Source organism: Methylobacterium sp. NEAU K (genome assembly GCF_030700285.1).
Taxonomy (GTDB): Bacteria; Pseudomonadota; Alphaproteobacteria; order Rhizobiales; family Beijerinckiaceae; genus Methylobacterium.
The window spans coordinates 49,195-69,887 of the sequence record NZ_JAUYZJ010000023.1; the positions used below are offsets into that span (position 1 = coordinate 49,195).

The 20,693-nt window shown below is 71.6% G+C and carries 18 protein-coding genes and 1 pseudogene; 7 read left to right on the top strand and 12 right to left on the bottom strand.

Features of this window, described 5'->3' with window-relative positions:
• Window positions 1-222 precede the first annotated feature (222 nt).
• Window positions 223-1,407, top strand: a complete 1,185-nt coding sequence (locus Q8W67_RS18215; RefSeq protein ID WP_305548178.1) for a putative zinc-binding metallopeptidase — start codon at window positions 223-225, stop codon at window positions 1,405-1,407.
• A gap of 4 nt (window positions 1,408-1,411) precedes the next feature.
• On the opposite strand, the gene mntR is transcribed toward Q8W67_RS18215, so the two are convergent.
• Complete coding sequence (mntR, locus tag Q8W67_RS18220; protein WP_305548180.1) at window positions 1,412-1,879, bottom strand: manganese-binding transcriptional regulator MntR; 468 nt, start codon at window positions 1,877-1,879, stop codon at window positions 1,412-1,414.
• 158 nt (window positions 1,880-2,037) lie between these two features.
• On the opposite strand from mntR, the gene Q8W67_RS18225 reads away from it, so the two are divergent.
• Entirely contained in the window at window positions 2,038-3,366 is a 1,329-nt protein-coding gene (locus Q8W67_RS18225) for an Nramp family divalent metal transporter (protein WP_305548183.1), read from the top strand.
• A gap of 105 nt (window positions 3,367-3,471) precedes the next feature.
• Here the strand turns inward: Q8W67_RS18225 and Q8W67_RS18230 are convergent, their stop codons facing one another.
• The 3 genes from Q8W67_RS18230 to Q8W67_RS18240 all read right to left on the bottom strand — a co-directional run bounded on the left by Q8W67_RS18230 (window position 3,472) and on the right by Q8W67_RS18240 (window position 7,634).
• Window positions 3,472-5,160 carry a thiamine pyrophosphate-binding protein gene (locus Q8W67_RS18230; RefSeq protein WP_305548187.1) on the bottom strand — a complete coding sequence of 563 codons (1,689 nt, stop codon included), beginning with the start codon at window positions 5,158-5,160 and terminating at the stop codon, window positions 3,472-3,474.
• A gap of 88 nt (window positions 5,161-5,248) precedes the next feature.
• Window positions 5,249-6,445, bottom strand: coding sequence for an NAD(P)/FAD-dependent oxidoreductase (locus tag Q8W67_RS18235; protein WP_305548190.1), 1,197 nt, complete (start codon window positions 6,443-6,445; stop codon window positions 5,249-5,251).
• A 304-nt stretch (window positions 6,446-6,749) separates the two neighbouring features.
• Window positions 6,750-7,634, bottom strand: coding sequence for a LysR substrate-binding domain-containing protein (locus Q8W67_RS18240; protein WP_305548193.1), 885 nt, complete (start codon window positions 7,632-7,634; stop codon window positions 6,750-6,752).
• Window positions 7,635-8,249: 615 nt separating this feature from the next.
• On the opposite strand from Q8W67_RS18240, the gene Q8W67_RS18245 reads away from it, so the two are divergent.
• The 3 genes from Q8W67_RS18245 to Q8W67_RS18255 all read left to right on the top strand — a co-directional run bounded on the left by Q8W67_RS18245 (window position 8,250) and on the right by Q8W67_RS18255 (window position 12,127).
• Window positions 8,250-9,443: an HD domain-containing phosphohydrolase gene (locus tag Q8W67_RS18245; protein ID WP_305548287.1), complete on the top strand. Its 1,194-nt coding sequence runs from the start codon at window positions 8,250-8,252 to the stop codon at window positions 9,441-9,443.
• 138 nt (window positions 9,444-9,581) lie between these two features.
• Window positions 9,582-10,607, top strand: coding sequence for a histone deacetylase family protein (locus tag Q8W67_RS18250; RefSeq protein WP_305548196.1), 1,026 nt, complete (start codon window positions 9,582-9,584; stop codon window positions 10,605-10,607).
• 170 nt (window positions 10,608-10,777) lie between these two features.
• Window positions 10,778-12,127 (top strand): MFS transporter, encoded by a 1,350-nt coding sequence (locus tag Q8W67_RS18255; RefSeq protein ID WP_305548199.1) that lies wholly within the window; start codon window positions 10,778-10,780, stop codon window positions 12,125-12,127.
• A gap of 267 nt (window positions 12,128-12,394) precedes the next feature.
• Here Q8W67_RS18255 and Q8W67_RS18260 read toward each other — a convergent pair whose 3' ends face one another.
• The 4 genes from Q8W67_RS18260 to Q8W67_RS18275 form a co-directional block, all read right to left on the bottom strand.
• Window positions 12,395-13,102, bottom strand: a complete 708-nt coding sequence (locus Q8W67_RS18260) for a DUF1013 domain-containing protein (protein ID WP_305548201.1) — start codon at window positions 13,100-13,102, stop codon at window positions 12,395-12,397.
• 279 nt (window positions 13,103-13,381) lie between these two features.
• Entirely contained in the window at window positions 13,382-13,789 is a 408-nt protein-coding gene (locus tag Q8W67_RS26885) for a hypothetical protein (RefSeq protein ID WP_370693901.1), read from the bottom strand.
• Window positions 13,790-14,365: 576 nt separating this feature from the next.
• Window positions 14,366-15,310, bottom strand: a complete 945-nt coding sequence (locus Q8W67_RS18270; RefSeq protein WP_007563055.1) for a ribose-phosphate pyrophosphokinase — start codon at window positions 15,308-15,310, stop codon at window positions 14,366-14,368.
• A 200-nt stretch (window positions 15,311-15,510) separates the two neighbouring features.
• Window positions 15,511-15,747, bottom strand: a complete 237-nt coding sequence (locus Q8W67_RS18275; protein ID WP_305548207.1) for a DUF4170 domain-containing protein — start codon at window positions 15,745-15,747, stop codon at window positions 15,511-15,513.
• Window positions 15,748-16,152: 405 nt separating this feature from the next.
• On the opposite strand from Q8W67_RS18275, the gene Q8W67_RS18280 reads away from it, so the two are divergent.
• Window positions 16,153-16,551 carry a hypothetical protein gene (locus Q8W67_RS18280; protein ID WP_305548210.1) on the top strand — a complete coding sequence of 133 codons (399 nt, stop codon included), beginning with the start codon at window positions 16,153-16,155 and terminating at the stop codon, window positions 16,549-16,551.
• A gap of 16 nt (window positions 16,552-16,567) precedes the next feature.
• Here the strand turns inward: Q8W67_RS18280 and Q8W67_RS18285 are convergent, their stop codons facing one another.
• From Q8W67_RS18285 to Q8W67_RS18295, 3 genes are all read right to left on the bottom strand, one after another.
• Window positions 16,568-16,810: a hypothetical protein gene (locus Q8W67_RS18285; protein WP_305548213.1), complete on the bottom strand. Its 243-nt coding sequence runs from the start codon at window positions 16,808-16,810 to the stop codon at window positions 16,568-16,570.
• 472 nt (window positions 16,811-17,282) lie between these two features.
• A complete protein-coding gene (locus Q8W67_RS18290; protein ID WP_370693902.1) occupies window positions 17,283-17,789 on the bottom strand; it encodes a response regulator in 507 nt (168 codons plus the stop codon).
• Between the two features lie 222 nt (window positions 17,790-18,011).
• Window positions 18,012-18,407, bottom strand: coding sequence for a DUF3307 domain-containing protein (locus tag Q8W67_RS18295; RefSeq protein WP_305548216.1), 396 nt, complete (start codon window positions 18,405-18,407; stop codon window positions 18,012-18,014).
• A 325-nt stretch (window positions 18,408-18,732) separates the two neighbouring features.
• Here Q8W67_RS18295 and Q8W67_RS18300 point away from each other — a divergent pair.
• Window positions 18,733-19,227, top strand: a pseudogene (locus Q8W67_RS18300) (sigma-70 family RNA polymerase sigma factor); the annotation flags it as partial.
• A gap of 24 nt (window positions 19,228-19,251) precedes the next feature.
• On the opposite strand, the gene Q8W67_RS18305 reads toward Q8W67_RS18300, so the two are convergent.
• Window positions 19,252-20,685, bottom strand: a complete 1,434-nt coding sequence (locus tag Q8W67_RS18305) for an MATE family efflux transporter (RefSeq protein WP_305548218.1) — start codon at window positions 20,683-20,685, stop codon at window positions 19,252-19,254.
• Between the last annotated feature and the right edge of the window lie 8 nt (window positions 20,686-20,693).

A 20,693-nucleotide genomic window follows, 5' to 3' on the forward strand; every position in this document is an offset into this window, starting at 1 on the left:
CTCCGTGTGAAGGATCGAATACGGTCTCGTAGCCGGCAGTGGGCACCGGGGCCGGCCGATCGCCGCCCCCGCCGCACGGTTATGGGACAAAGCGGTGGTCCCAAGCAATTTTCGTGCATCGGCGCGCCGACGAGGGGCTCGCCGGTCGCGGGCCTGCCGGAACTTTGCCGGTCGCATATCTTTGAACCCGAGGTGGGCCGGGTGCCGGCCCAGGACCGTGCGATGAAGATCTTCCAGTGCCAGGCCTGCGACCAGCCGGTCACCTTCGAGGCGACCGCCTGCGAGAGCTGCGCGCGCCGGCTGGGCTATGCTTGCGCGGTGCACGAGGTCTCGGCCCTGGAGCCCGTGGGTCTCTCGGCCCATCCGGCCATGGGCGGGGCCCAGGCCTTCCACGCCTACGCGGATTCCGGCCGGCGCTACCGCTACTGCAACAACGCCCTGTCGGGTGCCTGCAACTGGCTGGTGCCGGAGGACAGCCCCGACATCTTCTGCACCGCCTGCCGGCACAACCGCGTGGTGCCGGATCTCTCGCAATCCTGGAACCTCACCCGCTGGCGCCAGATCGAGGCGGCCAAGCGCCGGCTGTTCTACTCGCTGCTGCGCCTCGAACTGCCGCTCGCGACCCGGGCCCAGTACACGGACGGGCTGGCCTTCGATTTTCTGGTCGATCCGTCCGAGAGCTTCTCGTACGGGTCGCCGGTGCTCACGGGCCACATCAACGGCCTGATCACCATGAATATCGCCGAGGCCGACGACGTCGAGCGCGAGCGTCGCCGGATCCTGTTCGGTGAGCATTACCGCACCTTGCTCGGCCACTTCCGGCACGAGATCGGGCATTACTTCTGGTATCTGCTGGTGATGAACGGTCCCCACATGGCCGAGTTCCGGGGGCTGTTCGGGGACGAGAGCCTGAACTACGTCCTGGCCCTGCAGGACCACTATGCCCGCGGCGCCCCGGCCGACTGGGAGGATTCCTACGTCTCGGCCTACGCCACCGCCCATGCCTGGGAGGATTTCGCCGAGACCTTCGCGCATTACCTGCACATCGTCGACACGGTGGAGACCGCCTCGACCTTCGAGCTGCATGTGCGCCCGCGCCTGCGCAACACGTCGCAGGCGCCCACGGTGATCGATTTCGATCCCTACGACACGCAGGACCTCGACCGGCTGATCGAGGCGTGGCTGCCGCTGACCTACGCGATCAACTCCCTGTCCCACAGCATGGGCCAGCCGGCGCTCTACCCGTTCAAGCTGACGCCGACGGTGATCGCCAAGCTCGCCTTCGTGCACGAGCGGATCTACGCTTCCCGCTCCGGCAGCCTGCCGGATGCCGGCGAGGCGGGGGCGGACATGCTCCGTGCGGTGATCCTGGGCCTGCGCCAGAAGGTGGCCGCGCCGACGGCGTGACCGCTCAGGCGCCGCCCGCTCGACCGCTCTCCACGAAGGCGCGGAACGCCGCGAGGGTCTCGGCGCTGACGTGGTGCTCGATCCCCTCGGCGTCCCGCCGGGCGGTCTCGGGGCTGACGCCGAGCGCACACAGGAAGCGCTCGACGATCCGGTGGCGCTCGCGCGCCTGGACGGCGAGCCGGCGCCCGGCCTCGGTCAGGAACACGCCGCGATAGGGCCGCTGCTGGACGAACCCGTCCTCGCACAGGCGCTTGAGCATCTTGGCGACGGTCGGCTGGGCCACGCCGAGGCGGGCGGCGATGTCGACCTGGCGCGCCTCGCCGCCATCGCCGATCAGGTCGTCGATCAGCTCGACGTAATCCTCGATGAGTTCGGAACGGCGCGCCTCGCGGGCTTGGCGGAAGCTCTCCACCTGCCGCTCGGGCTCGACCAGCACGGTCTCGGGCGCGCCCTGCTCGGACGGTTCCTGCATCGGCTCTCCCTTTCGCCGCCCCCGGCACCGCCCGACTCCTGTTTAGCAAAAACCGGCCCGGGGAGGGGAGTCCCGCGATCGCTGCGCCGGGCCTCTTGAATCCCGCGGCCGGCGCACTGAATATAGCTCGGGCTATATCTTTGAGGAAAGGGTGAGACATGGGAGCGCCGAACGCCGCGACGGTTCCCGGGGGCGCGGCGCCCGGTGCGATGAGCCGGCGCGCCGAGGTGGGCATCCGCGACGTCCTCGAGGGGCGGAAGGGCGGAAGGGGCCGGTTCCTGCTGTTCGTGGGCCCGGCCGTGACGGCGTCGATCGCCTACATGGACCCCGGCAATTTCGCCACCAACATCCAGGCCGGCGCCCGTTACGGATACGGCCTGCTCTGGGTGGTGCTCCTGGCCAACCTGACCGCGATGCTGTTCCAGGCGCTGTCGGCCAAACTCGGCATCGTCACGGGCAAGAACCTCGCCGAGCATTGCCGCGACGCGACGCCGTTGCCGGCGCGGCTCGTCCTCTGGGGCATCAGCGAGATCGCCGCCATGGCCACCGACCTCGCCGAGTTCCTCGGGGGGGCCATCGGCCTGTCGCTCCTCACCGGCATGCCGCTCATGGCCGGCATGGCGGTCACGGCGGTCATCACCTACGCGATCCTGCTTCTGGAGCACGAGGGTTTCCGGCCGCTGGAGATCGCCATCGGCGCGATGGTCGGCACGATCGGCCTCTGCTACGCGGTCGAGCTGCTGATCGCGCCGGTGGCCTGGGCGGAGGCCGCCAAGGGGCTCGTCACGCCGAAGATTCCGGACGCGCAGGCGCTCACCATCGCGGTCGGGATCATCGGCGCCACCGTGATGCCGCACGCGCTGTTCCTGCATTCGGGGCTGACGCAAGGCCGGGGCAGCCCCCGGAGCGAGGCCGACCGGCGCCTGCTGGTGCGCTTCTCGAACCGCGAGGTGGTGGTGGCGCTGCTGCTGGCGGGTCTGGTCAACATCGCGATGGTGATCATGGCGGCGGCCGCCTTCCACGGCGACCACAGCACGGTCGCCGAGATCGGCGAGGCGTACCGCACCCTGACGCCGCTGCTCGGGCCGGCGGCCGGGGCCGCCTTCCTGGTGTCGCTGCTCGCCTCCGGGATCTCATCCTCGGTGGTCGGCACGCTCGCCGGGCAGATGGTGATGCAGGGCTTCACCGGCTGGCGCATCCCGCTCCTGGTCCGCCGGCTCGCGACCATGCTGCCGGCCTTCGCGGTGGTGGCGGCCGGCATCGATCCGACGCGCGCGCTGGTCCTGTCCCAGGTGGTGCTGTCGCTCGCCCTGCCGGTGCCTATGGTGGCGCTGGTGCTGTTCACCCGCCGCCGGGACCTGATGGGCCCGTTCGCCAACGGCCCGCTGACCCAGGCGGCGGCTGTCGCCGGGGCTGTGGTGGTGCTCGGCCTCAACATGGTTCTGCTGGCCGCCGCCTTCGGGGTGCCGGTGCCGGGGCTGGAGTGATTCTTCCCCAAGGCGGGCGCCGTCTTTTACGAGTTTCCAAAGGGCTGGGTCACAGTCCTTTGGAAACCGTGACTTTTTCGCCAGACGCGCGCGCACGGCCCCCGGTCAGGTCGCCCGAACCACAACCTCCACGAGGTTGGCCCCCCCGGACTGGATCCCAGCCTCGATCGCCGGGGCGATGTCGGCCGCCCGGGTCACCCGCCGCGCCGGCACGCCCATGGAGGCGGCCAGTGCCAGGAAGTCGATGCGCGGGTCGGTGAGGTCCATGGCGATGAAGCGGTTGGCCCGCACCGAGGCGTAGTGCAACTGGCCCTTCATGAATGTCTTGAGGATGTTGTACTCGGCGTTGTTGATCACCACGAAGGTGACCGGCAGTTTTTCGTGCGCGGCTGTCCACAGAGCCTGGGGCGAGTACATGGCGGCCCCGTCGCCCACGACGCAGACGACGGGCGCGCGGTCGAGTCCCAAAGAGAAGCCCACCGCGGCCGGCATGCCCCAGCCGAGCACGCCGCCGCGCATCGCCGCGTATTGGTGGGCGGAGGGGCTGTCGAGGAAGGTGCGCAGGTGGGTGAGCGTCGCGGGCGCCTCGTCGATGATGGTGGTCTGCGCCCCTACCGCGCGGGCCACCTCGCGGGCGGCGACAAGCGGCGCGATCACCGGATCCTCGAACGCGGCGTCGGCCGCGGCGGCGAGCTTGCCCCGCCGCTCGGCCCGGGCCGCCGTCGCCGTCGCGCGCAGCGCCGCGAAGGTGCCGGCGCGGTCGGCCACCCGGACGGCCAGCAGAGGCAGCAGCGCGTCCAGCGAGGCCTGGATGTCGCCCACCGTCGACAGATTGGTGGCGTAGGTGCGGCCGAGATCGCGCACGTCCGCGGAGAGCTGGAACACCTGCGTCCCCGGCGGCACCGCCGAGACCTCCGAGTAGAGCACGGTGATCAGCGATTTGCCGCCGAGCGCGAACACCGCGTCGTAGCGCCCGAGGATCTCGGCGATGGCATCGGCCCGGGTCGGCAGGTTGCCGGCCCAGAGCGGGTGGGCGGTGGGGAAGGGGATGTGGGCCGGCCAGGACGAGCCGTAGACCGGCGCCGCCAGCAGGTCGGCCAGCGCAACCATCTGGGCGGAGGCGTCCGAGGCGTCGATCTCGTCCCCGGCGATCAGCGCGAGGCGGCCGGGCGCGATGGCGGCGAGCTTGTCCGCCAGCCGGTCGAGGGAGCCCGCCACCGCCCGCTGGTCGATGGTCGAGGTCTCGCCCGCCGGCACCGCGGTCATCGCCTCCATCACGTCCATAGGCAGGGACAGGAAGACCGGGCCGGAGGGCGCGGCGGCGCAATCATGGAAGGCGCGGCGCAGGAGCACCGGGAGCTGGTCCGGGCTCGTGACCTCGCGGGCCCATTTCACCACCGGGTCGGCGATGGCGACGAGGTCGCCCATCAGCAGCGGGTCGGTGAGCGCGTGGCGCAGGTCCTGCTGCCCGGCGGTGACCACCAGCGGCGTGCCGGTGACCTGCGAGTTCACGAGCCCGCCCATGCCGTGGCCGAGGCCGCCGGCGGTGTGCAGGTTGAGGAAGGCCGGCCGCCGCGCGCCCTGCGCGTAGCCGTCGGCCATCGCTACCGCGGTCGCCTCCTGGAGAGCGAGGATGTAGCCGATGTCCTGCGCCTCGGTGAGCGCGTCGATGAGCGGCAGTTCGGTGGTGCCGGGATTGCCGAAGATGTAGCGGACCCCCTCCGAGCGCAGCACCTCCAGCAGCAGGTCGGCCCCCCGGCGGCGGCCGGCGGCTTCCACGGTCTCGATCGCCATGCGGATCCCTCCTCCGCGCCTCGGCGGAATCGGGGGGAGGCTAAACCATGGGTGCGTCGGGGCAATGGCCGGGCGCTGCGAGCGCGTGTCAGGACCCGATCGGCAGGAGGAGGCCGGGCGCCAGCGACGCCGCGGCCCTGGGCCCATCCTTCACCAGGCGAAGCGCCGTGCGGGCGAGGCGGTTGCGCAGGCGACGGGCTCGCCAGAGCGCGCCGGTCTCCACGGCGAGCCCGCGGGCGTAGAGGCTGGCGCGCAGGCTGCGCGCGTCGCAGGCCTGCTTGACCGGATCGTCGTAGAACGCCGCGATCTTGCCCCGGCTCATGCCGGGCGTGGCGAGCCAGGCCGGCACGTGGACCCGCGCGAGCCGGTCGGCGTCGGTGAGGAGCTTGCCGATCCCGGTGCCGGGGATCGGGCAGGCGGTCTGGAAGGCGTCGCCGATCAGCACCAGTCCATCGCGCCCCACGCCCTCGGCCCGGGCGAGGTCGATCGGCCGGACCTCCACGGGCCCGGCCACCGACAGGTCCGGGCAGTGCCGAGACAGCCGCGGCATCATCGCCCGCAGGGCCGCCTCCGGATCCCGGCGCAGGGCCGCGACCCAGGGCTCGCCGGGGTCGCGGTAGCAGAACAGGTTGGCCCGCATGACGTCCCCGATCGGGAACAGGGTCAGGTAGGCGTCGCGCCCGCCGAACCGCTCCGAGAAGTAGGTCATGGCCGGGAACGGGAAGCACGAGCGCGAGGCCGCCATGTCGAAGCCGACGGCCAGGGAGTGGCGCGGCCTGAGGGGGCGCTTGGCGATGCCGGCCTTGGCCAGCAGCGCCTGCCCGAGCCCGGTGGCGAGCACGACGAGGCGCGCCTCGATCCGGCGGCCGTCGCCCAGGGTGACCACCTGGCGATCCGGCCCGAGTTCGAGCTCGGCGACGCGGCCGGGAATCAGCAGCCCCTTCGGCAGGGCGTCCCGGACCGCCCCGACCAGCACGGGATAGGGCGCGCCCCATTCGCGGGCGGCCTCGCGGTAGGCGAGGCGGCCGTAGCGGACCACCGCGACCTCCTCGGTCGCCGTCGTGCAGGCGGCGAGCGCCGGGCCGAAGCCGAGCCCCTCGAACAGGGCCATCTGGTCGGCCCCGAATTTTTCCGCCCGGAAGTCGCGACGCGCCTCGCCGCGTTCGGCCTGGGCGTCGATCAGCGCGACCCGCGTCCCGGCGCGGGCGAGCGCCCCGGCCAGGCAGCTCCCGGCCAGCCCGGCCCCGACCACGGCCACGTCGTGGCGGTCCAACACGCTCTCCATCGCCGACATCCGAAAGTCGTCCCGTTCACGGGGCCGGTAATCGAACGCATGAATACGCCCGCATGGCAGCGATCGCGAAGTCCGCAAAGCGCGTACGTAATTTTTTCGGCGTCCGCAGAGATAGACTGAGAGCTCCTGACAAAACGCCCGATCAGCGGGAGACCTCCTACTGATCGCGACGGCACAGCGGGCGTTTTGTGAGGGGCGCTTACATGGCAGCATCCGCGACTCTAGGCCGCCTCATCTTCTGATTGAATCGCTGCAGCTTGCCCGGATCCATGGCACCCAGCACGGATCCGCGGCCTCACGCCCGCAACTGCGCCACGAAGGCGCGCATGAACGGCGGCAGACCGTCGAGATCGCGCAGGCACAGGGTCAGGTCGCGCCGCGCCCAGGCGTCGGAGAGCGGCACCACCGCGATGGCGAGCCCCTGGGCCGCCCGGGCGGCCGCGCTCTCGGGCAGGACCGCGATCCCGACCCGGGCCTCGACGAGGCGGCAGACCGCGTCGAAGCCGCGCAATTGCACCCGCAGGCGCATGGGCCGCCCCTCCCGGACCGCCTGGGCGACCAGGAACCGGCTGATCGCGCTGCGCCGATCCAGGCCGACGAGATCATGGCCGAGCACCTCGGCGAAGGGGATCCCCGTGCGCGCCGCCAAGGGATGATCTCGGGCCGCCACCAGCACGAACCGATCCTCCCGGAACGGGAAGGTCTGGAGCGAGCCGGTATCGACCGTGCCGGACAGGATGCCGAGATCGGCCGCGCCCTCGGCCACCAGCCCGACGATCTCGTCGGAGGTGCGCTCGTCGATCTCGACGCCGATCCCGGGATGAGCGGCCAGGAAGGCCGAGAGCGCGTCGGGCAGGAACTCGGTGAGCGCATTGGTGTTGGCCAGCACCCGGATCTGGCCGACCGCCCCCCCCGAGAACACCGACATCTCCTCGCGCAGCCGCTCCACGCCGGCCAGGACCTCCCGGGCATGGACCAGGAGCGCGCGCCCGGCAGGGGTCGCGCAGACGCCCTGCCGGCTCCGGGTCAGGAGCGCGGCGCCGAGAGATTCCTCCATCGACCGGATCCGCGTCGAGGCGGCCGCCAGGGCGAGGTTGGCGCGCGCCGCCCCATGGGTGATCGAGCCGGCCTCGACCACGTGCCGGAACAGGCCGAGATCGACCAGATCGAACCGGATCATCGCCCAGGTGCCCTCTCCGCACGCCACCCGCGCCGACCGCCGCGCGCGGCCCCGCCCCGTCGTGTCGCGATGCCCCGCGACGGTAGCGTCGCACCGCTTGCGTGTCAGCGTCCCCGGGCATCTTCTCGAAGACATCGACCGGGTCGCCCCGCCCCCAAGCAGGTTCCGACAGACCACTATCGGCGCGCCAGGAACGAATGGAGAGCGCCTGTCTTCATATATGAACGCGCATTATGTCTCTCCTATAACAATCTTACAATATACATATCTAATCATCGCGCAATTGGACGCGAAGAGACCATGACTTTCACTATCGGGATAAATTTGGAATCGATTCGAGAATTATTTACTCCTCTTTAACGGGCAACAATTCAACCGTATGCTACCGTCCCCGAATCCGTTTGGGTCGGGTGCGGCACCTGCACCGCGATCGTCACTGGACCAGGCCATGACCGACTTCGGCGATACAGATCCGCGTTTGACCAGCGGGAGGATTCCCGCGGCGGGGGGCGCCCTCTGCCGCAGCGCTGCGGGACCGTGGCCGTGCGCCTCCGGCGCGCCGCGCCGCCCGTCCCGCGCCGGAACCCTGCCCGCCGAGCGAGTCGAGACCCGATGATGGATGCGCTTCTGGTCGACGACAGCTCGACCATGCGCCTGCGGCTGCGCCAGATGCTGGAGGCCAAGCCCGATGTCAGCGTGACCGACTACGCCGACCCGGCCGCCGCCCTCGTCGAGGCGCAGATGCGCGCCTTCGACCTGGTGCTGGTCGACTACCACATGCCGGCGATGGACGGGATCGCGTTCATCCAGCACATGCGCACCATCCCGCACTACGCCCAGGTGCCCATCGCGATGGTCACCAGCGACATCTCCGACGCGGTGCGGCTCGCCGCCCTGGAGGCGGGGGCGACCGATTTCCTCGACAAGTCCATGCGGGGCGTCGAGCAGACCGTGCGGCTGCGCAACCTGGTCCGCCTCGCCAAGGCGGTGCGGCGGCTGGCCGAGCAAGCCGCGTGGCTCGACGGCGAGGTCGAGGCCGCCCTGCGGCACATGCGCGAGCGCGAGGAGGAGATCATCTTCCGCCTGTCGCTGGCCGTAGAGTACCGCGACAACGACACCGGCGACCACACCTGGCGGGTGGCCCGCTACAGCCAGATCGTGGCCGAGGCGCTGGGCCTGCCGGCGGAGGTCTGCCGCAACCTGTACCTGGCCGCGCCGCTGCACGATGTCGGCAAGGTGGCCATCCCGGACGGCATCCTGCTGAAGCCCGGCCGGCTCGACCCGGACGAGTTCGCCCTGATCAAGACGCACGCGACCATCGACCAGCGCATCCTGGGCGGCAGCACCTCCGAGCTGATCCGGCTGGCCGCCGAGATCGCCGAGGCGCATCACGAGAAATGGGACGGCAGCGGCTATCCGAAGGGGCTGACGGGCTCCGGGATCCCCCTGGCAGCCCGGATCGTCGCCGTGGCGGACGTGTTCGACGCCCTGACCACGCAGCGGCCCTACAAGGAGGCGATGTCCTTCGAGGCGGCCCTGGCGTGCATCCGGGCCGATAGCGGCCGCCATTTCGACCCGGCCTGCGTGGAGGCCTTCTGCGCGCGCTGGCCGGACGTGCTCGTGGCCGGCGGGCAGGAGCGGGCCGCGGCCCGGCCGGGCGCCCGCGCCGTCACGGAGCCCTGGGCCCGGGTGCCGACCCTGCTCCGCGAGATCGCCGCCGAGACCCCCGTCCTCGCAGGACGGTTCGTCGACATCCCGAACGCCCGCGCCGGCGGGGAGGAAAGGCCCGCATGCAGGCGCCATGGATGACGCCGCGGGCAATGGTGCTGATGTCGGCGCATCTGTGAAAATCACGGCTTCAGAAGGTCTTCGACCTTTGGAAACCCGATCGCGGGCCTCGATCCGAACGCGGGTGACGCGCGGCGCCGGCACGCCTAACCTGCCCCCATGCGCGTCTTCCACACCGCCGACTCCGCCCGGCACGATCCCGAACGCTATCTGCGGCGCGGCACGCCGATCCCGCATCCCGAGCAGGCCGCGCGCTACGCCATCCTGCACGCGGCGGCCCGGGACGGCGGACACGACCTCGCCGCCCCCGGCGACCACGGCCTCGACCCGATCCTGGCCTTACACGATCCCGGCTACGTCACCTTCCTGGCCGAGGCCTGGGCGCGCCGGGCGGAGATGCCCGGCATCGGCGACGAGATCCTGACCGGCTGCTTCGCCCGGCCGCAGATGCACCGGAAGCCCGCCGGCCTGCTCGGGCTCGCCGGCCTCTACACCGCCGACACCTCGACGCCGATCCGGGCGGGCACCTGGGCGGCGGTCTACGGCGCGGCGCAATGCGCCGTCGCGGCCGCCGACGCGGCGCGGGAGATCGGCCACGCCTACGCCCTGTGCAGGCCGCCCGGCCACCACGCCTACGCGGAGTCCGCCGGCGGCTTCTGCTTCCTCAACAACAGCGCGATCGCGGCCGGGCGGATGCTGGCGGCCGGAGGCGGCCCCGTGGCGATCCTCGACATCGACGTGCACCACGGCAACGGCACGCAGGGGATCTTTTACGCCCGCGCGGACGTGGTCACGGTCTCGGTCCACGCGGACCCGTCGGACTACTTTCCGTTCTATGCCGGCTACGCCGACGAGACCGGGGCGGGGATGGGGGCCGGGCTCAACCGCAACCTGCCGCTGCCGCCGGGCTCCGGCGACGCGCCCTGGCTCGCGGCCGTGGAGGCGGGCCTCGCGACGATCGCGGCACACAGGCCGCGGGGGCTGGTGGTGGCGCTGGGCCTCGACGCCTCAGCGGACGACCCGATCGGCGCGCTCACGGTGACCCGGGCCGGGTTCGCCGCGGCGGCGCAGCTTGTCGCCCGGGCCGGGCTGCCCACCGCGATCGTCCAGGAGGGCGGCTACCTCTGCGCGGCCTTGCCGGAGAACCTGGCGGCGTTCCTGGCCGCCTTCGACGCGGCCCGCTGAGCGCCGGCTCCGCCCGACGCGAAGACCGGGCGTCGCGATACGAATACCGTGCAGTGCGACCCGAATGTGATAGCCGGAGGCCCGGCGCGCGCCGACATGGCGCGTGCGACCTGTATACCGGTCGGAAAGGGCGCCGCTTCGACGTGCGTCCCGGGAGGAGGAACAGAGCGATGACCGCGGGCGACGTCCGGCTGCGCGAGGCGGCCAGCGCACCCTGGTACGCGGGTGTCACCCCGCGCCACTGGCGCATTCTCTGGGGCAGCTATCTCGGCTGGATCTTCGACGGCTACGAGGCGGTCGCCCTGATCTACGCCCTGCGCCCGGCACTGGCCTCGATCCTCACCCCCGAGCAGGCCCAGGCGCCGGCCTATTACGTGGGACTGGCCATCGGCATCACGCTGCTCGGCTGGGGCATCGGCGGCCTGATGGGCGGCATCGCGGCCGACTACATCGGCCGCAAGCGCATGATGATGATCTCCATCCTGGGCTACGCGGTCTTCACGGGGCTGACCGCCTTCGCGGGGAGCTTCGCGCAGCTCGCGATCCTGCGGTTCATCACCGGGCTCGCGATCGGCTCGGAATGGTCCACCGGCATCGCCCTCGTGGCCGAGACATGGCCGAACCGGGCGCGGCCGAAGGGCTGCGGCTTCCTGCAGTCGGGCTTCGGCGGCGGCGCGGTGCTGGCCGCCATCGTGTGGGCTGTGCTGGCCGCCTTCGACCCGCTCGGCAAGGATTCGTGGCGGATCATGTTCGCCCTCGGCGCGCTCCCGGCCTTCGTCTGCCTGTACCTCCGGCGGGCGCTCGAGGAATCCGAGCAATGGATGCAGGCGCTCAAGCAGCAGCGCTGGGCCGCCACAGCGGAGGATGCCGGCCACGCCCCGCGGACCGCGCAGCGCCCGTTCACACTGGCCGAAATCTTCCGGGAGCCGGAGAGCCGGCGTCGGGTGCTGCTGGCCACCGCCATGTCGTTTGCCACAACCGTCGGCTGGTGGGCAGTCTCGTCCTGGCTGCCGGCCTACACGGAGGCGCTGGCCAAGGCCGCGGGCGAGCCGGCCAACGTCTGGGGCCCGCGCATGGGCATCATCTACAATATCGGGGCGATCACCGCCTACGTGCTCTCCGGCTTCGTCGCCGACGCGATCGGGCGGCGCGCCTTCCTGCTGGCGACCTATCTCGGCTGCATCGTCACCTCGCTCGCCTGCTATCTCTGGACGGGCGGGCTGGTGCCGTTCCTGGGGCTCGCCTTCCTGAACGGGTTCTTCACCCTGGGCTTCGCCTTCTCGTGGATGGCGATCTACCTGGTGGAGCTGTTCACGCCCGCGGTCCGGGCCACCGCGGCGAGCTTCGTGTTCAACGGGGCGCGGCTGATTGCCTGGGTCTTCCCGATCATCGCCGGGCAGATCGTGACCCTGTCGGGGGGCGTGGCGGCGGCGGCGCTGACCATGTCGAGCGTCTACGTGGTCGGCCTCATCGTGCCGTGGTTCATGCCGGAGACGACCGGGAAGCCGCTCCCGGAATGACCGCTTCGGATCCCTCCCCGCAACGCGGAAGGGGGGCCCGCGCGTCGGCGGGGGGCGGGATCGGGGAAGGCCCTCTGTCCCGCCAGGCGATCCTGCGCCGCCCCTAGCCCTTGCGGGACGGCGTTGGAGGCGGGCTGGTTCCGGAATCGATCGCGGCGGGGCCGCCCGCGCCCCCCTCCGCACAATCGGGAGGGGAAACGCGCCGTATCTCAGACGCTCGCACCCGGCCCCGCTCTATGCACCCGCGGGGAGGCGCGAAGGGCCTGATTAATCCTCGTCGTCCTCGTCCTGGTGCCGGCCCTTGAGCTTGGCGAAGACCGAATCGGCGTCGATCCGCTCCTCGCGGCCGCCATGCTCGTCCGCCTCCTCGTGCGCGGGCTCCCGGGCCGTGGAGACTTCCGTGGGCAGGAGCGAGGCGCCGGCCTCGGCCGCCACCGCGGCCGGGCGGTCGGCCGCCGCGCGCTGGACCTCGAAGTCGAGGTTGATCTGGGTGGTCAGGCCCAGCGTCACCGGGTCCATCGGCTGGAGCGAGCCGGAATTCCAGTGGGTGCGCTCGCGGATCTGCTGGATCGTCGACTTGGTGGTGCCCACCAGGCGGATGATCTGCGAATCCTTTAGCTCGGGGTGGTTGCGCAGCAGCCACAGGATGGCGTTGGGCCGGTCCTGGCGGCGCGAGAGCGGGGTGTAGCGCGGGCCCTTGGTGGTGCGCTTCACCTCCGGCAGCTTCACCTTCGAGACGGCGGGCTTGAGCTTGTAGTGCGGCGCCTTCTGGGCCTTCTCGATCTCGTCGCGGGTGAGCTGGCCCGTGGCGACCGGATCGAGCCCCTTGATGCCGGCCGCGACCTCGCCGTCGGCGATGCCCTTCACCTCCAGCGGGTGCAGCTTGCAGAAGTCGGCGATCTGCTCGAAGGCCAGCGAGGTGTTCTCGACCAGCCACACGGCGGTCGCCTTCGGCATCAGCGGACCTTGGGACATGTCTCTCGTGCTCCGGCCTGGCGGGACGGGGACCGGGCATCGGGCCGCGGGCTCCGGATGGATGATCCGGAAGTCCCGTCTCACGCTGTCGAATGGGGATGGGCCACTATAGGGCCGGCCGGTGAGTGGCGCAATCGCGGGTTGGGCGGTTCGCGCGTCGAGCCGGGTCGCCTCCTCGGCGCCGGTGGCCTCGACCGAGGCCGGGCTTTCGTCGGCGCGCGTGGGGAGCCCGCACGAGGCCGGGCGGCGCCGGCCCGCTCCGCCGGCGTCGCGGCCGCGTCAGGGCCCGGCGCCCAGGAACCGGGCCGCCGCCGTCGAGAATTCCGGGGTCCGCAAATATCCGTAGGACTTGTGGCGGTTCTCGGCGCCGTCCGGCCTCCGGTAGGCGTTGATCACCGGCACGTCCCGGACCCGCACCCTCGACGCGTTCGGCGCGTAGATCTCGCCGAGGTCGTCGCCCACCGTGGCGATGTCCTGGCGGTCCATCAGGTTGGTCCAGGCCGTCAGCGCGGCCGGCACGCGCAGGTCGCCGTGCTCGGCCGCGAGCTTCAGCTTCAGCTCGGCGAGGCCCAGCGGCGCGCCCAGGGTGACCAGGGCGCAGCGGGGCAGGGGTGTCCCCTCCGCCTCGGCCGCCCGGAGCACGTCGTACGCGATCAGGCCGCCCATCGAGTGCGCGGCGATCAGCACGTCGGATCCGGCGGCCTCCAACAGCGCCGCCCGCAGGCGCGCGCGGGCGGCGGCCCGGAAGCCCGCGTCCTCGTAGTAGCCCCAGAGATCGTCGAGGCGGTGTTCCAGAATCAGGTCGTCGACCGGGGTCAGCCCGGCAGCCTCCTGCAGGTGCGAGAGGCCGCGGTAGATCCGGTCGGTGAGCGTCGGCGCGGGGCGGTCGGGATCGCCCGCCGGAGAGGGGAACGGGCCGGTGCCGTCGTCGGGACGATAGGGCTCGCGGTTGAGCCCCCCGGCCAGCGGCTCCGGGTAGCGCAGGTCCGCCCAGTAGACGAACGAGAAGGCCAGCTCGGGCGCCGGGCGCCCGAGGTTGCGCCCCAGGCCCTCCCGGATCGCCGCGCGCCACCAGGCGGCCTTCTCGTCCCGGGGCGGCTTGTTGGCCAGCCCGTGGATGCCGATGAGTGTCGTCCGGCCCAGTGCCCGCTCCTCCCGGACCGGCGATTCCGCCGGCCTGACGAGGTAGGGCCGGCCTTTCCTAAAGACACTGCGGCGAATTCCGCGCCGCCGTCACGCGGCTTCGCGGAACCGGCGCCGCGATCAGTCGAACAGGCTGGAGACGCTGGCCTCCGTGGCGGTCCGCCCGATCGCCTCGCCGAGCAGGGGCGCGATGGTCGCCACCCGGATGTTGCGGGCGAGCTTGACCGCCTGGGTCGGCTGGATCGAATCGGTGATCACCAGTTCCTTCATCCGCGAGGCGGCGATGCGCGAGACCGCGCCCCCCGAGAGCACGCCGTGCGTGATGTAGGCGGACACGTCCCGGGCGCCGGCGTTGAGCAGCGCCTCGGCGGCGTTGACCAGGGTGCCGCCCGAATCGACGATGTCGTCGACCAGGATGCAGGAGCGGCCCTCGACCTCGCCGATGATGTTCATCACCTCGGACTCGCCTGGGCGCTCGCGGCGCTTGTCGACGATGGCGAGCGGGCAGTCGATGCGCTTGGCGATGGCGCGGGCGCGCACGACGCCGCCGACGTCCGGCGAGACCACCATGCGGTCGGCGCTCGGCAGTCGCTCCTTGATGTCGCGGACCATCACGGGGGCGGCGAACAGGTTGTCGGTGGGGATGTCGAAGAAACCCTGGATCTGGCCGGCATGGAGGTCGAGGGTCAGCACCCGGTCGGCCCCGGCCTCGGTGATGAGGTTCGCCACCAGCTTGGCCGAGATCGGGGTGCGCCCCGAGGTGCGCCGGTCCTGCCGGGCGTAGCCGAAATACGGGATCACCGCCGTGATGCGCCGGGCCGAGGACCGGCGCGCGGCGTCGATCATGATCAGCAGTTCCATCAGGTGGTCGTTGGCCGGGAACGAAGTCGACTGGACGATGAACACGTCCTCGCCGCGCACGTTCTCCTGGAGCTCGACGAAGATCTCCATGTCGGCGAACCGCCGGACCATGCACTTGGCCAGCGGCAATTCGAGATAGGCGGCGATCGCCTCGGCCAAGGGCCGGCTCGCGTTGCCGGCGATGATCTTGATCGAGGATTTCATGGCATCCGCTCACTCACGGCCGAACTTCGCGCCGCGCTCCGAATACCGGTCCCGCGTCGGGCCGGATGGATTTGATGACGGGCGAGGCTCTTAGCAGCGGGCAGGGAGCGTCACAATGCCTTCACGTGGCCTTCACGTGCGCACCGCACAGGCGGGCGCCCGCGCAGGGTCATCGCGCAGGGTCATGGGGGCGGGGCGCCTCAGACGGCCGGGGGCTCCAGCAGCCGGTGCAGGTGGACCACGAAGTAGCGCGTCTGCGCGCTGTCGACGGTGGCCTGCGCCTTGGCACGCCAGGCGGCCTGCGCGGAGGCGTAGTCCGGGAAGATGCCGACGATGTCGAGGCCCTTGATGTCCCGGAACCGGACGCCGTCGAGGTCCTGCAACTCGCCACCGAAGACCAGGTGCAGCTTCTGGTCGCTATCGATCGCCGTCGTCATGAACCACTCCTCAGCTCTCGTCCGCGGCGCTCGCAGATGGCGGCTGCCCGGTCAAGCCCGGATGTCGCGGTCCCCGGGCCGGGGAACCCCGCGCATGCACGGATTCAGCGACGATGCCCGGCCGCCCGCCACGGGCCGCATGCGTCACCGGGCGCGGCCACGCGGCGGGCACGAAACCGCCGATGCCGCAGGCTGGAGCGGACTTTTTCTCACGGAAACAGGAGGGTTCTTCAGCGCTCTGTCGTGGCATGACGGTCTCGGAAAACCGGATTCCACTTCGCTGCATCATGCTCTAAGCCGACGTGCATGAATCAATTCTGCTCACGTCCTAGCGCGTGCATCCTGTTTGCCGCCGGATCGGTGACCACGTCGGCCAATGATGCCTAGGGACGGCGGATGACGGGCATGCGACTCCGCCTCGCCGTACTCGCGCTCGGCCTCTGCGCCGGGCAGGCGCTGGGCCAGCAGGGGGGCCGGGCGCCGGCCCGCACCGGACCGGACCGGGCCGCACACGACAAGGGCGCCCCGGTCCGGTCCGGTGCGCCGCAGGTGATCGGCTGCCCGTCCCTGGCCAATTACCGGATGCTGATGCGCGGGGGCGCCCCCGCGGCCGCGGCGCTGCTGGCCGATCCCAAGGCGGACCACCTCGGCTGCAGCACGCTCTCGCGCGGGGAGATCACCGGCATCGCCGACCGGGTATCCCTGGGCGGCGAGAGCTACGACTGCGCCGGCGTACGCGGGACCACGACCTGCCACTGGATGGAGGCCGGCGCGACCGGCCGCCCAGCCCCGGCGGCCCGCTGAGACGCGGCGGCCCGCCTCAGCGCAGGTGGCCGCTCGCGCGCAGACCCCGCTCGACGGCGTCGTGGACGGCCTGGAGCGGATTGTCGTTGATGGCGGCCGGCGGGTGCAGGGGCGGCATCGGGCCGGGCCGCAGGTCGAGCCCCGGCAGAATCGTGGGATCGGACGCGGGCGCCGCCGGGCGCAGCGGCCAGCGGGCGGCCAGCGCCCGAAGCCTCTCGCGCAAACCGGGCGGGAGGAGCGGCATGAGCCTGTCGAGCATGACCGGCCTCAACGCGCACGGCCGGCTGCGGCCGGCGGCGAGAGGGAGATGGCGGGACGGATCTTCACGGCGGCATCCAGCGCATTGATCGATGCAACAGATCAAACGGGCCAGGGCACCTGCCGTTCCGCACGGCTCGAGATGGCAAGCTCCGTTGCGGATGTCGCCGGGCGATCGCCGAGCACGGATCCAGCCGCCCGAGATCGCTGCTATCCGCATCGCCGGACCGGTCGCGGCCTCGGACCCGAGCGCTCCGAAGTGGGCGGGGAGGGGCGGGCAGCGGACGACCGACGCCAAGGAAAGCGCGTCGCCCGCGCACGCCGACCTCGATGCCCCGGATCCGTCGCAACCTGGCATCGCGTCCGGCCCGCGTGATCCGCCGGTCCAAGGGACACGCGGATCAGACGGCTCGGCTCAACCCGAACGCCTGCGATCGGCGCGGCTGTCGGGGCGAGCCGGACCCGTCAGGTCGTCACTCGGTGCTCGGGGCCGCGATCGGTGCTGCGGCGATCTGACCGCCCTCGACGAGCGTCGGTTGGCCCGTCACCGACTGCGGGAGCAGGGGCGCGCCGTCTGCGTCGTCCCGTACCCCGAGCAGTGTCTCCACGGCGCCGACGAGGGCCGAGACACCGTACGGCTTGCGGAGGAAGTGAGCCCCCGGAGGCAGATCGGCGGGCGCCGGGTGCGTCTTGCCGGAGGTGACGAGAATGCGGATCTCGGGCCAGCGTTCGTGGACAAAGCGCGCGAGCGCGAGGCCGCCCATCGAACCGGGCATGTCGCAGTCCGTGAACAGGAGCCGCACGTCGTCGCGCGCGAGCAGCAGGGCCAGCGCCCCCCGCCCATCCTGCGCCTCGACCACGCTGAAACCGGCATCGGCCAACATGTCGGAGGCCACCAACCGCACGTGATCGTCATCCTCGGCGATCAGGATGGCGACCGACTGGCTTTGCGAGACCTCCGACCCCGATTGCTGCGTCACACTCAACCCCTCGGCGCCCGAAATGTCCCGACTTTCTAGGCAGCTGCGGCGGATCTCGAATGGCCGTGTCATCCTCCCGGCAGCCGCCGGAGGCACCCTATAGCGTATGAAATCACACAATGCACGGTTGAACCCGCGATCCAATCCGTAACCGTACCGCCCGCTGAAACGCTCACGTGCACGGCACGCGCGCGCAGGATCATGCCCCGGCCGCGCCGAGGATCAGGCCGCCGCCAGCAGGGCGGCGAGCCCGATGTTGGTCACGTGGTGCAGGAACTGATCGAACCCGATCAGCCACCAGAACCGGGCGTCGGAGGTCGGGAAGTGCGTCCGCTGGCCCGCCAGCGCCTTGCCGCGGTCGACCGCCGTGTGGATCGCGAAATCCGCGAGCGCCAGCCACCACAGGGCCGGCTTGACCGCGAGCGCGATCAGCAGGGTCCCGAAGCCGTGCAGGCCGGTATGGGCACAGAGCGGGCCGACCCAGGCCGAGGGCCGGTCCTTGCCCTGCGCCATCCAGTTGCTCTGCAAGAAGAAATCCGCCGCGAGATGCTTCGCTGAGAACGCGACGAGCAGGAGCGCGAAGGCTCCGACCGGAACGGGCGTGTCGACGGACGGCATCCGGGCGCTGTCTCTCCTGCCGCGATCCCGCGGGGCGAAGGTTCGATCCGCGTCGTGCGAGCCGAATCCTGGAATGCGCAGCATATACCGGGTCTGAGGCTCCTGGCTCGAGCCGGGATCGGCGCGGCCTGCGCAGCATTGGCAGTTGAACCAACTGAAGATCGAAATATTTCCAATTATTGGACAGAATTGTTATCGTGAATTTTGTCGTTTTGTCCTGCATATAGGTCGTTTTTCAGGTTTTAAGTGTTCTAATTCATGAAGATAGTCATTGTTGGATACACGCTCCGCATGGTAGCCGTCGCGGCGCATGAGCCCTGCGAGCATGACATCGGCAGACCCGGATCGCGATGCGGACGACCACGGCGCACGGGTCGCGGCGCGCCCGCTCGGCCGGCCCGGACAGGCCCCCCCCGGCCCGCCCTGGAACCTCGCTGCGTTCCAGCGGCATCGCGCGGCCTATCTCGCGAGCGCGCGCCGCATCCTCGACTGTCCGATGCAGGCGGAGGACGTGGTTCAGGACGTGATGCTCCGGCTCATCGTCGATCCGCCGCGGACCGGGCAGGGGTCCGAGGCCGCCTATATCAGCCGGATGGTGCGCAACCTCGCCCTCGACCGCGCGCGGCGGCGCGGCCTGGAGCGGCGCCTGTTCACCGGCCTCGACGCGGCCTCCGACCCGGCCGATTCCGATGCGGGAACACCCGAGACGGCCGTGACCGCGCGGGAATCCCTGCGCCAGGTCGAGGTGGCGGTAGCCGAGCTGCCGGAACCCATGCGCACCGCCTTCCGGCTGCACCGGATCGAGGGCATGCCGCAGATCGAGATCGCCGCGCGGCTGGGTGTCTCACGTGCCCTGGTGTGCGGGCTCGTGCGCCGGGGGCACCTGCACTGCCTTGCGGCCCTCGACCGGCGGTGCGCCGCCTGCCCGGCCGGCGCCCGCGCCGGTGAGCCACGCCAGCATCAGCGCCAGGCCGATCCCGTCGGCGAGGAACTCGGCCACGATCCGGCTGGCTAGCACGCCGGTATAGCCGAGGAGCGGCGGCAGGATCAGGAGCGGCGGGATCAGCGCCAGCCCCTGCGCGGCCAGCGACACCGCGGCGGCGCGCCGCGGCGCGCCGATCGCCTGGAACAGGGTCGCGGCGGCGAGTTGCAGCCCCACCGGCGCGAAGGCGACCGCGAAGGCGGCCGTGGCGCGGGCGCCCTCCCGGGCCGTCTCTGCATCCTGCGCGAAGAGGGCCGCCAGGGGGGCGGCGAGGGCGACCATCAGCCCGCCCACGAGCAGCCCGTAGGCCAGGGAGGCGGCCACCACGAAGCCGAGGGCGCGGTGCAAGCGGTCCCGGCGACCGGCACCGGCGGCGTGGCCAAGCACCGCCTGGGCCCCCGCCATCATGCCGAGCAGCGGCAGGGCCGCCACCAGGACCAGGCGCAGCGCCAGCCCCTGGGCCGCCACTGCGGCATCGCCGTAGGGGGCGGCCGCCTGCACGATCAGCGCCATCGCGACGGCCGCGAGCAGGCTGGAGCCGGTGACCGGGACCGCCAGCCGCAGCGCCTCGGCCAGCAGCCCGGGCGCGATCCGGCCACCGCCGGGCCGCCGGAAGCGGATCCGGTCCGGGCCCCGCGCTAGGGCGAAGTGCAGGAGGTAGGCGCCCGCCCCGGCGAGCTGCGCGCCGATCGCCGCCCAGCCCGCCCCCGCGGTGCCGAGGCCGCAGAGGCGGATCAGGATCCAGTCGAGCAGGATGTTGAGGCCGAAGCTGCCGACCATGATGGCGCCGCTGAGACGCGCGTGCCCCTGCGCGCGCACCACGAAGCCGCCAACGATCATCACCAGCATCAGGGCGGTGCCGATCGTCGCCAGAGCCGTGTAGGGGGCGGCGGTCGCGGCCAGCCCGGCATCCGCCCCGAGGAGCCCCAGCCAGAACGGTGTGTCGGCCAGGATCGCGGCGGTGACCGCGAGCCCGGCGGGCAGGCTGAGCCAGAACCCCAGGGAGGCCGCCGCCGCGGCCCGGTCGCGCGCGCCCGCGCCGAGGGCCCGCGCGACCTGCGAGGCCGCGGCGATCCCGGCGCCGTAGCCGAGGGCGGCCACCAGGAGGGTGACCGGATACGCGATGGCGATCGTGGCGATCGCCGCCGCCCCGAGATCGGCCACGAACCACGCGTTGACCAGCATCTGCAGCGCGTGGGCGGAGATGCCGAGGATCGCCGGCCCCGACAGGCGCAGGACCAGGGCGACGACCCGATCCTGGTCAAGGTCGACCGGCCGGTGTCTCGCGCGCGTCACCGGGTGTC

What these genes read in the sequence shown, in the direction of transcription:
- Q8W67_RS18215 (WP_305548178.1), top strand. Translation starts at nt 223, where the DNA reads ATGAAGATCTTCCAGTGCCAGGCCTGCGACCAGCCGGTCACCTTCGAG.
- mntR (WP_305548180.1), bottom strand. Translation starts at nt 1,879, where the DNA reads ATGCAGGAACCGTCCGAGCAGGGCGCGCCCGAGACCGTGCTGGTCGAG.
- Q8W67_RS18225 (WP_305548183.1), top strand. Translation starts at nt 2,038, where the DNA reads ATGGGAGCGCCGAACGCCGCGACGGTTCCCGGGGGCGCGGCGCCCGGT.
- Q8W67_RS18230 (WP_305548187.1), bottom strand. Translation starts at nt 5,160, where the DNA reads ATGGCGATCGAGACCGTGGAAGCCGCCGGCCGCCGCCGGGGGGCCGAC.
- Q8W67_RS18235 (WP_305548190.1), bottom strand. Translation starts at nt 6,445, where the DNA reads ATGGAGAGCGTGTTGGACCGCCACGACGTGGCCGTGGTCGGGGCCGGG.
- Q8W67_RS18240 (WP_305548193.1), bottom strand. Translation starts at nt 7,634, where the DNA reads ATGATCCGGTTCGATCTGGTCGATCTCGGCCTGTTCCGGCACGTGGTC.
- Q8W67_RS18245 (WP_305548287.1), top strand. Translation starts at nt 8,250, where the DNA reads ATGGATGCGCTTCTGGTCGACGACAGCTCGACCATGCGCCTGCGGCTG.
- Q8W67_RS18250 (WP_305548196.1), top strand. Translation starts at nt 9,582, where the DNA reads ATGCGCGTCTTCCACACCGCCGACTCCGCCCGGCACGATCCCGAACGC.
- Q8W67_RS18255 (WP_305548199.1), top strand. Translation starts at nt 10,778, where the DNA reads ATGACCGCGGGCGACGTCCGGCTGCGCGAGGCGGCCAGCGCACCCTGG.
- Q8W67_RS18260 (WP_305548201.1), bottom strand. Translation starts at nt 13,102, where the DNA reads ATGTCCCAAGGTCCGCTGATGCCGAAGGCGACCGCCGTGTGGCTGGTC.
- Q8W67_RS18270 (WP_007563055.1), bottom strand. Translation starts at nt 15,310, where the DNA reads ATGAAATCCTCGATCAAGATCATCGCCGGCAACGCGAGCCGGCCCTTG.
- Q8W67_RS18275 (WP_305548207.1), bottom strand. Translation starts at nt 15,747, where the DNA reads ATGACGACGGCGATCGATAGCGACCAGAAGCTGCACCTGGTCTTCGGT.
- Q8W67_RS18280 (WP_305548210.1), top strand. Translation starts at nt 16,153, where the DNA reads ATGCGACTCCGCCTCGCCGTACTCGCGCTCGGCCTCTGCGCCGGGCAG.
- Q8W67_RS18285 (WP_305548213.1), bottom strand. Translation starts at nt 16,810, where the DNA reads ATGCTCGACAGGCTCATGCCGCTCCTCCCGCCCGGTTTGCGCGAGAGG.
- Q8W67_RS18295 (WP_305548216.1), bottom strand. Translation starts at nt 18,407, where the DNA reads ATGCCGTCCGTCGACACGCCCGTTCCGGTCGGAGCCTTCGCGCTCCTG.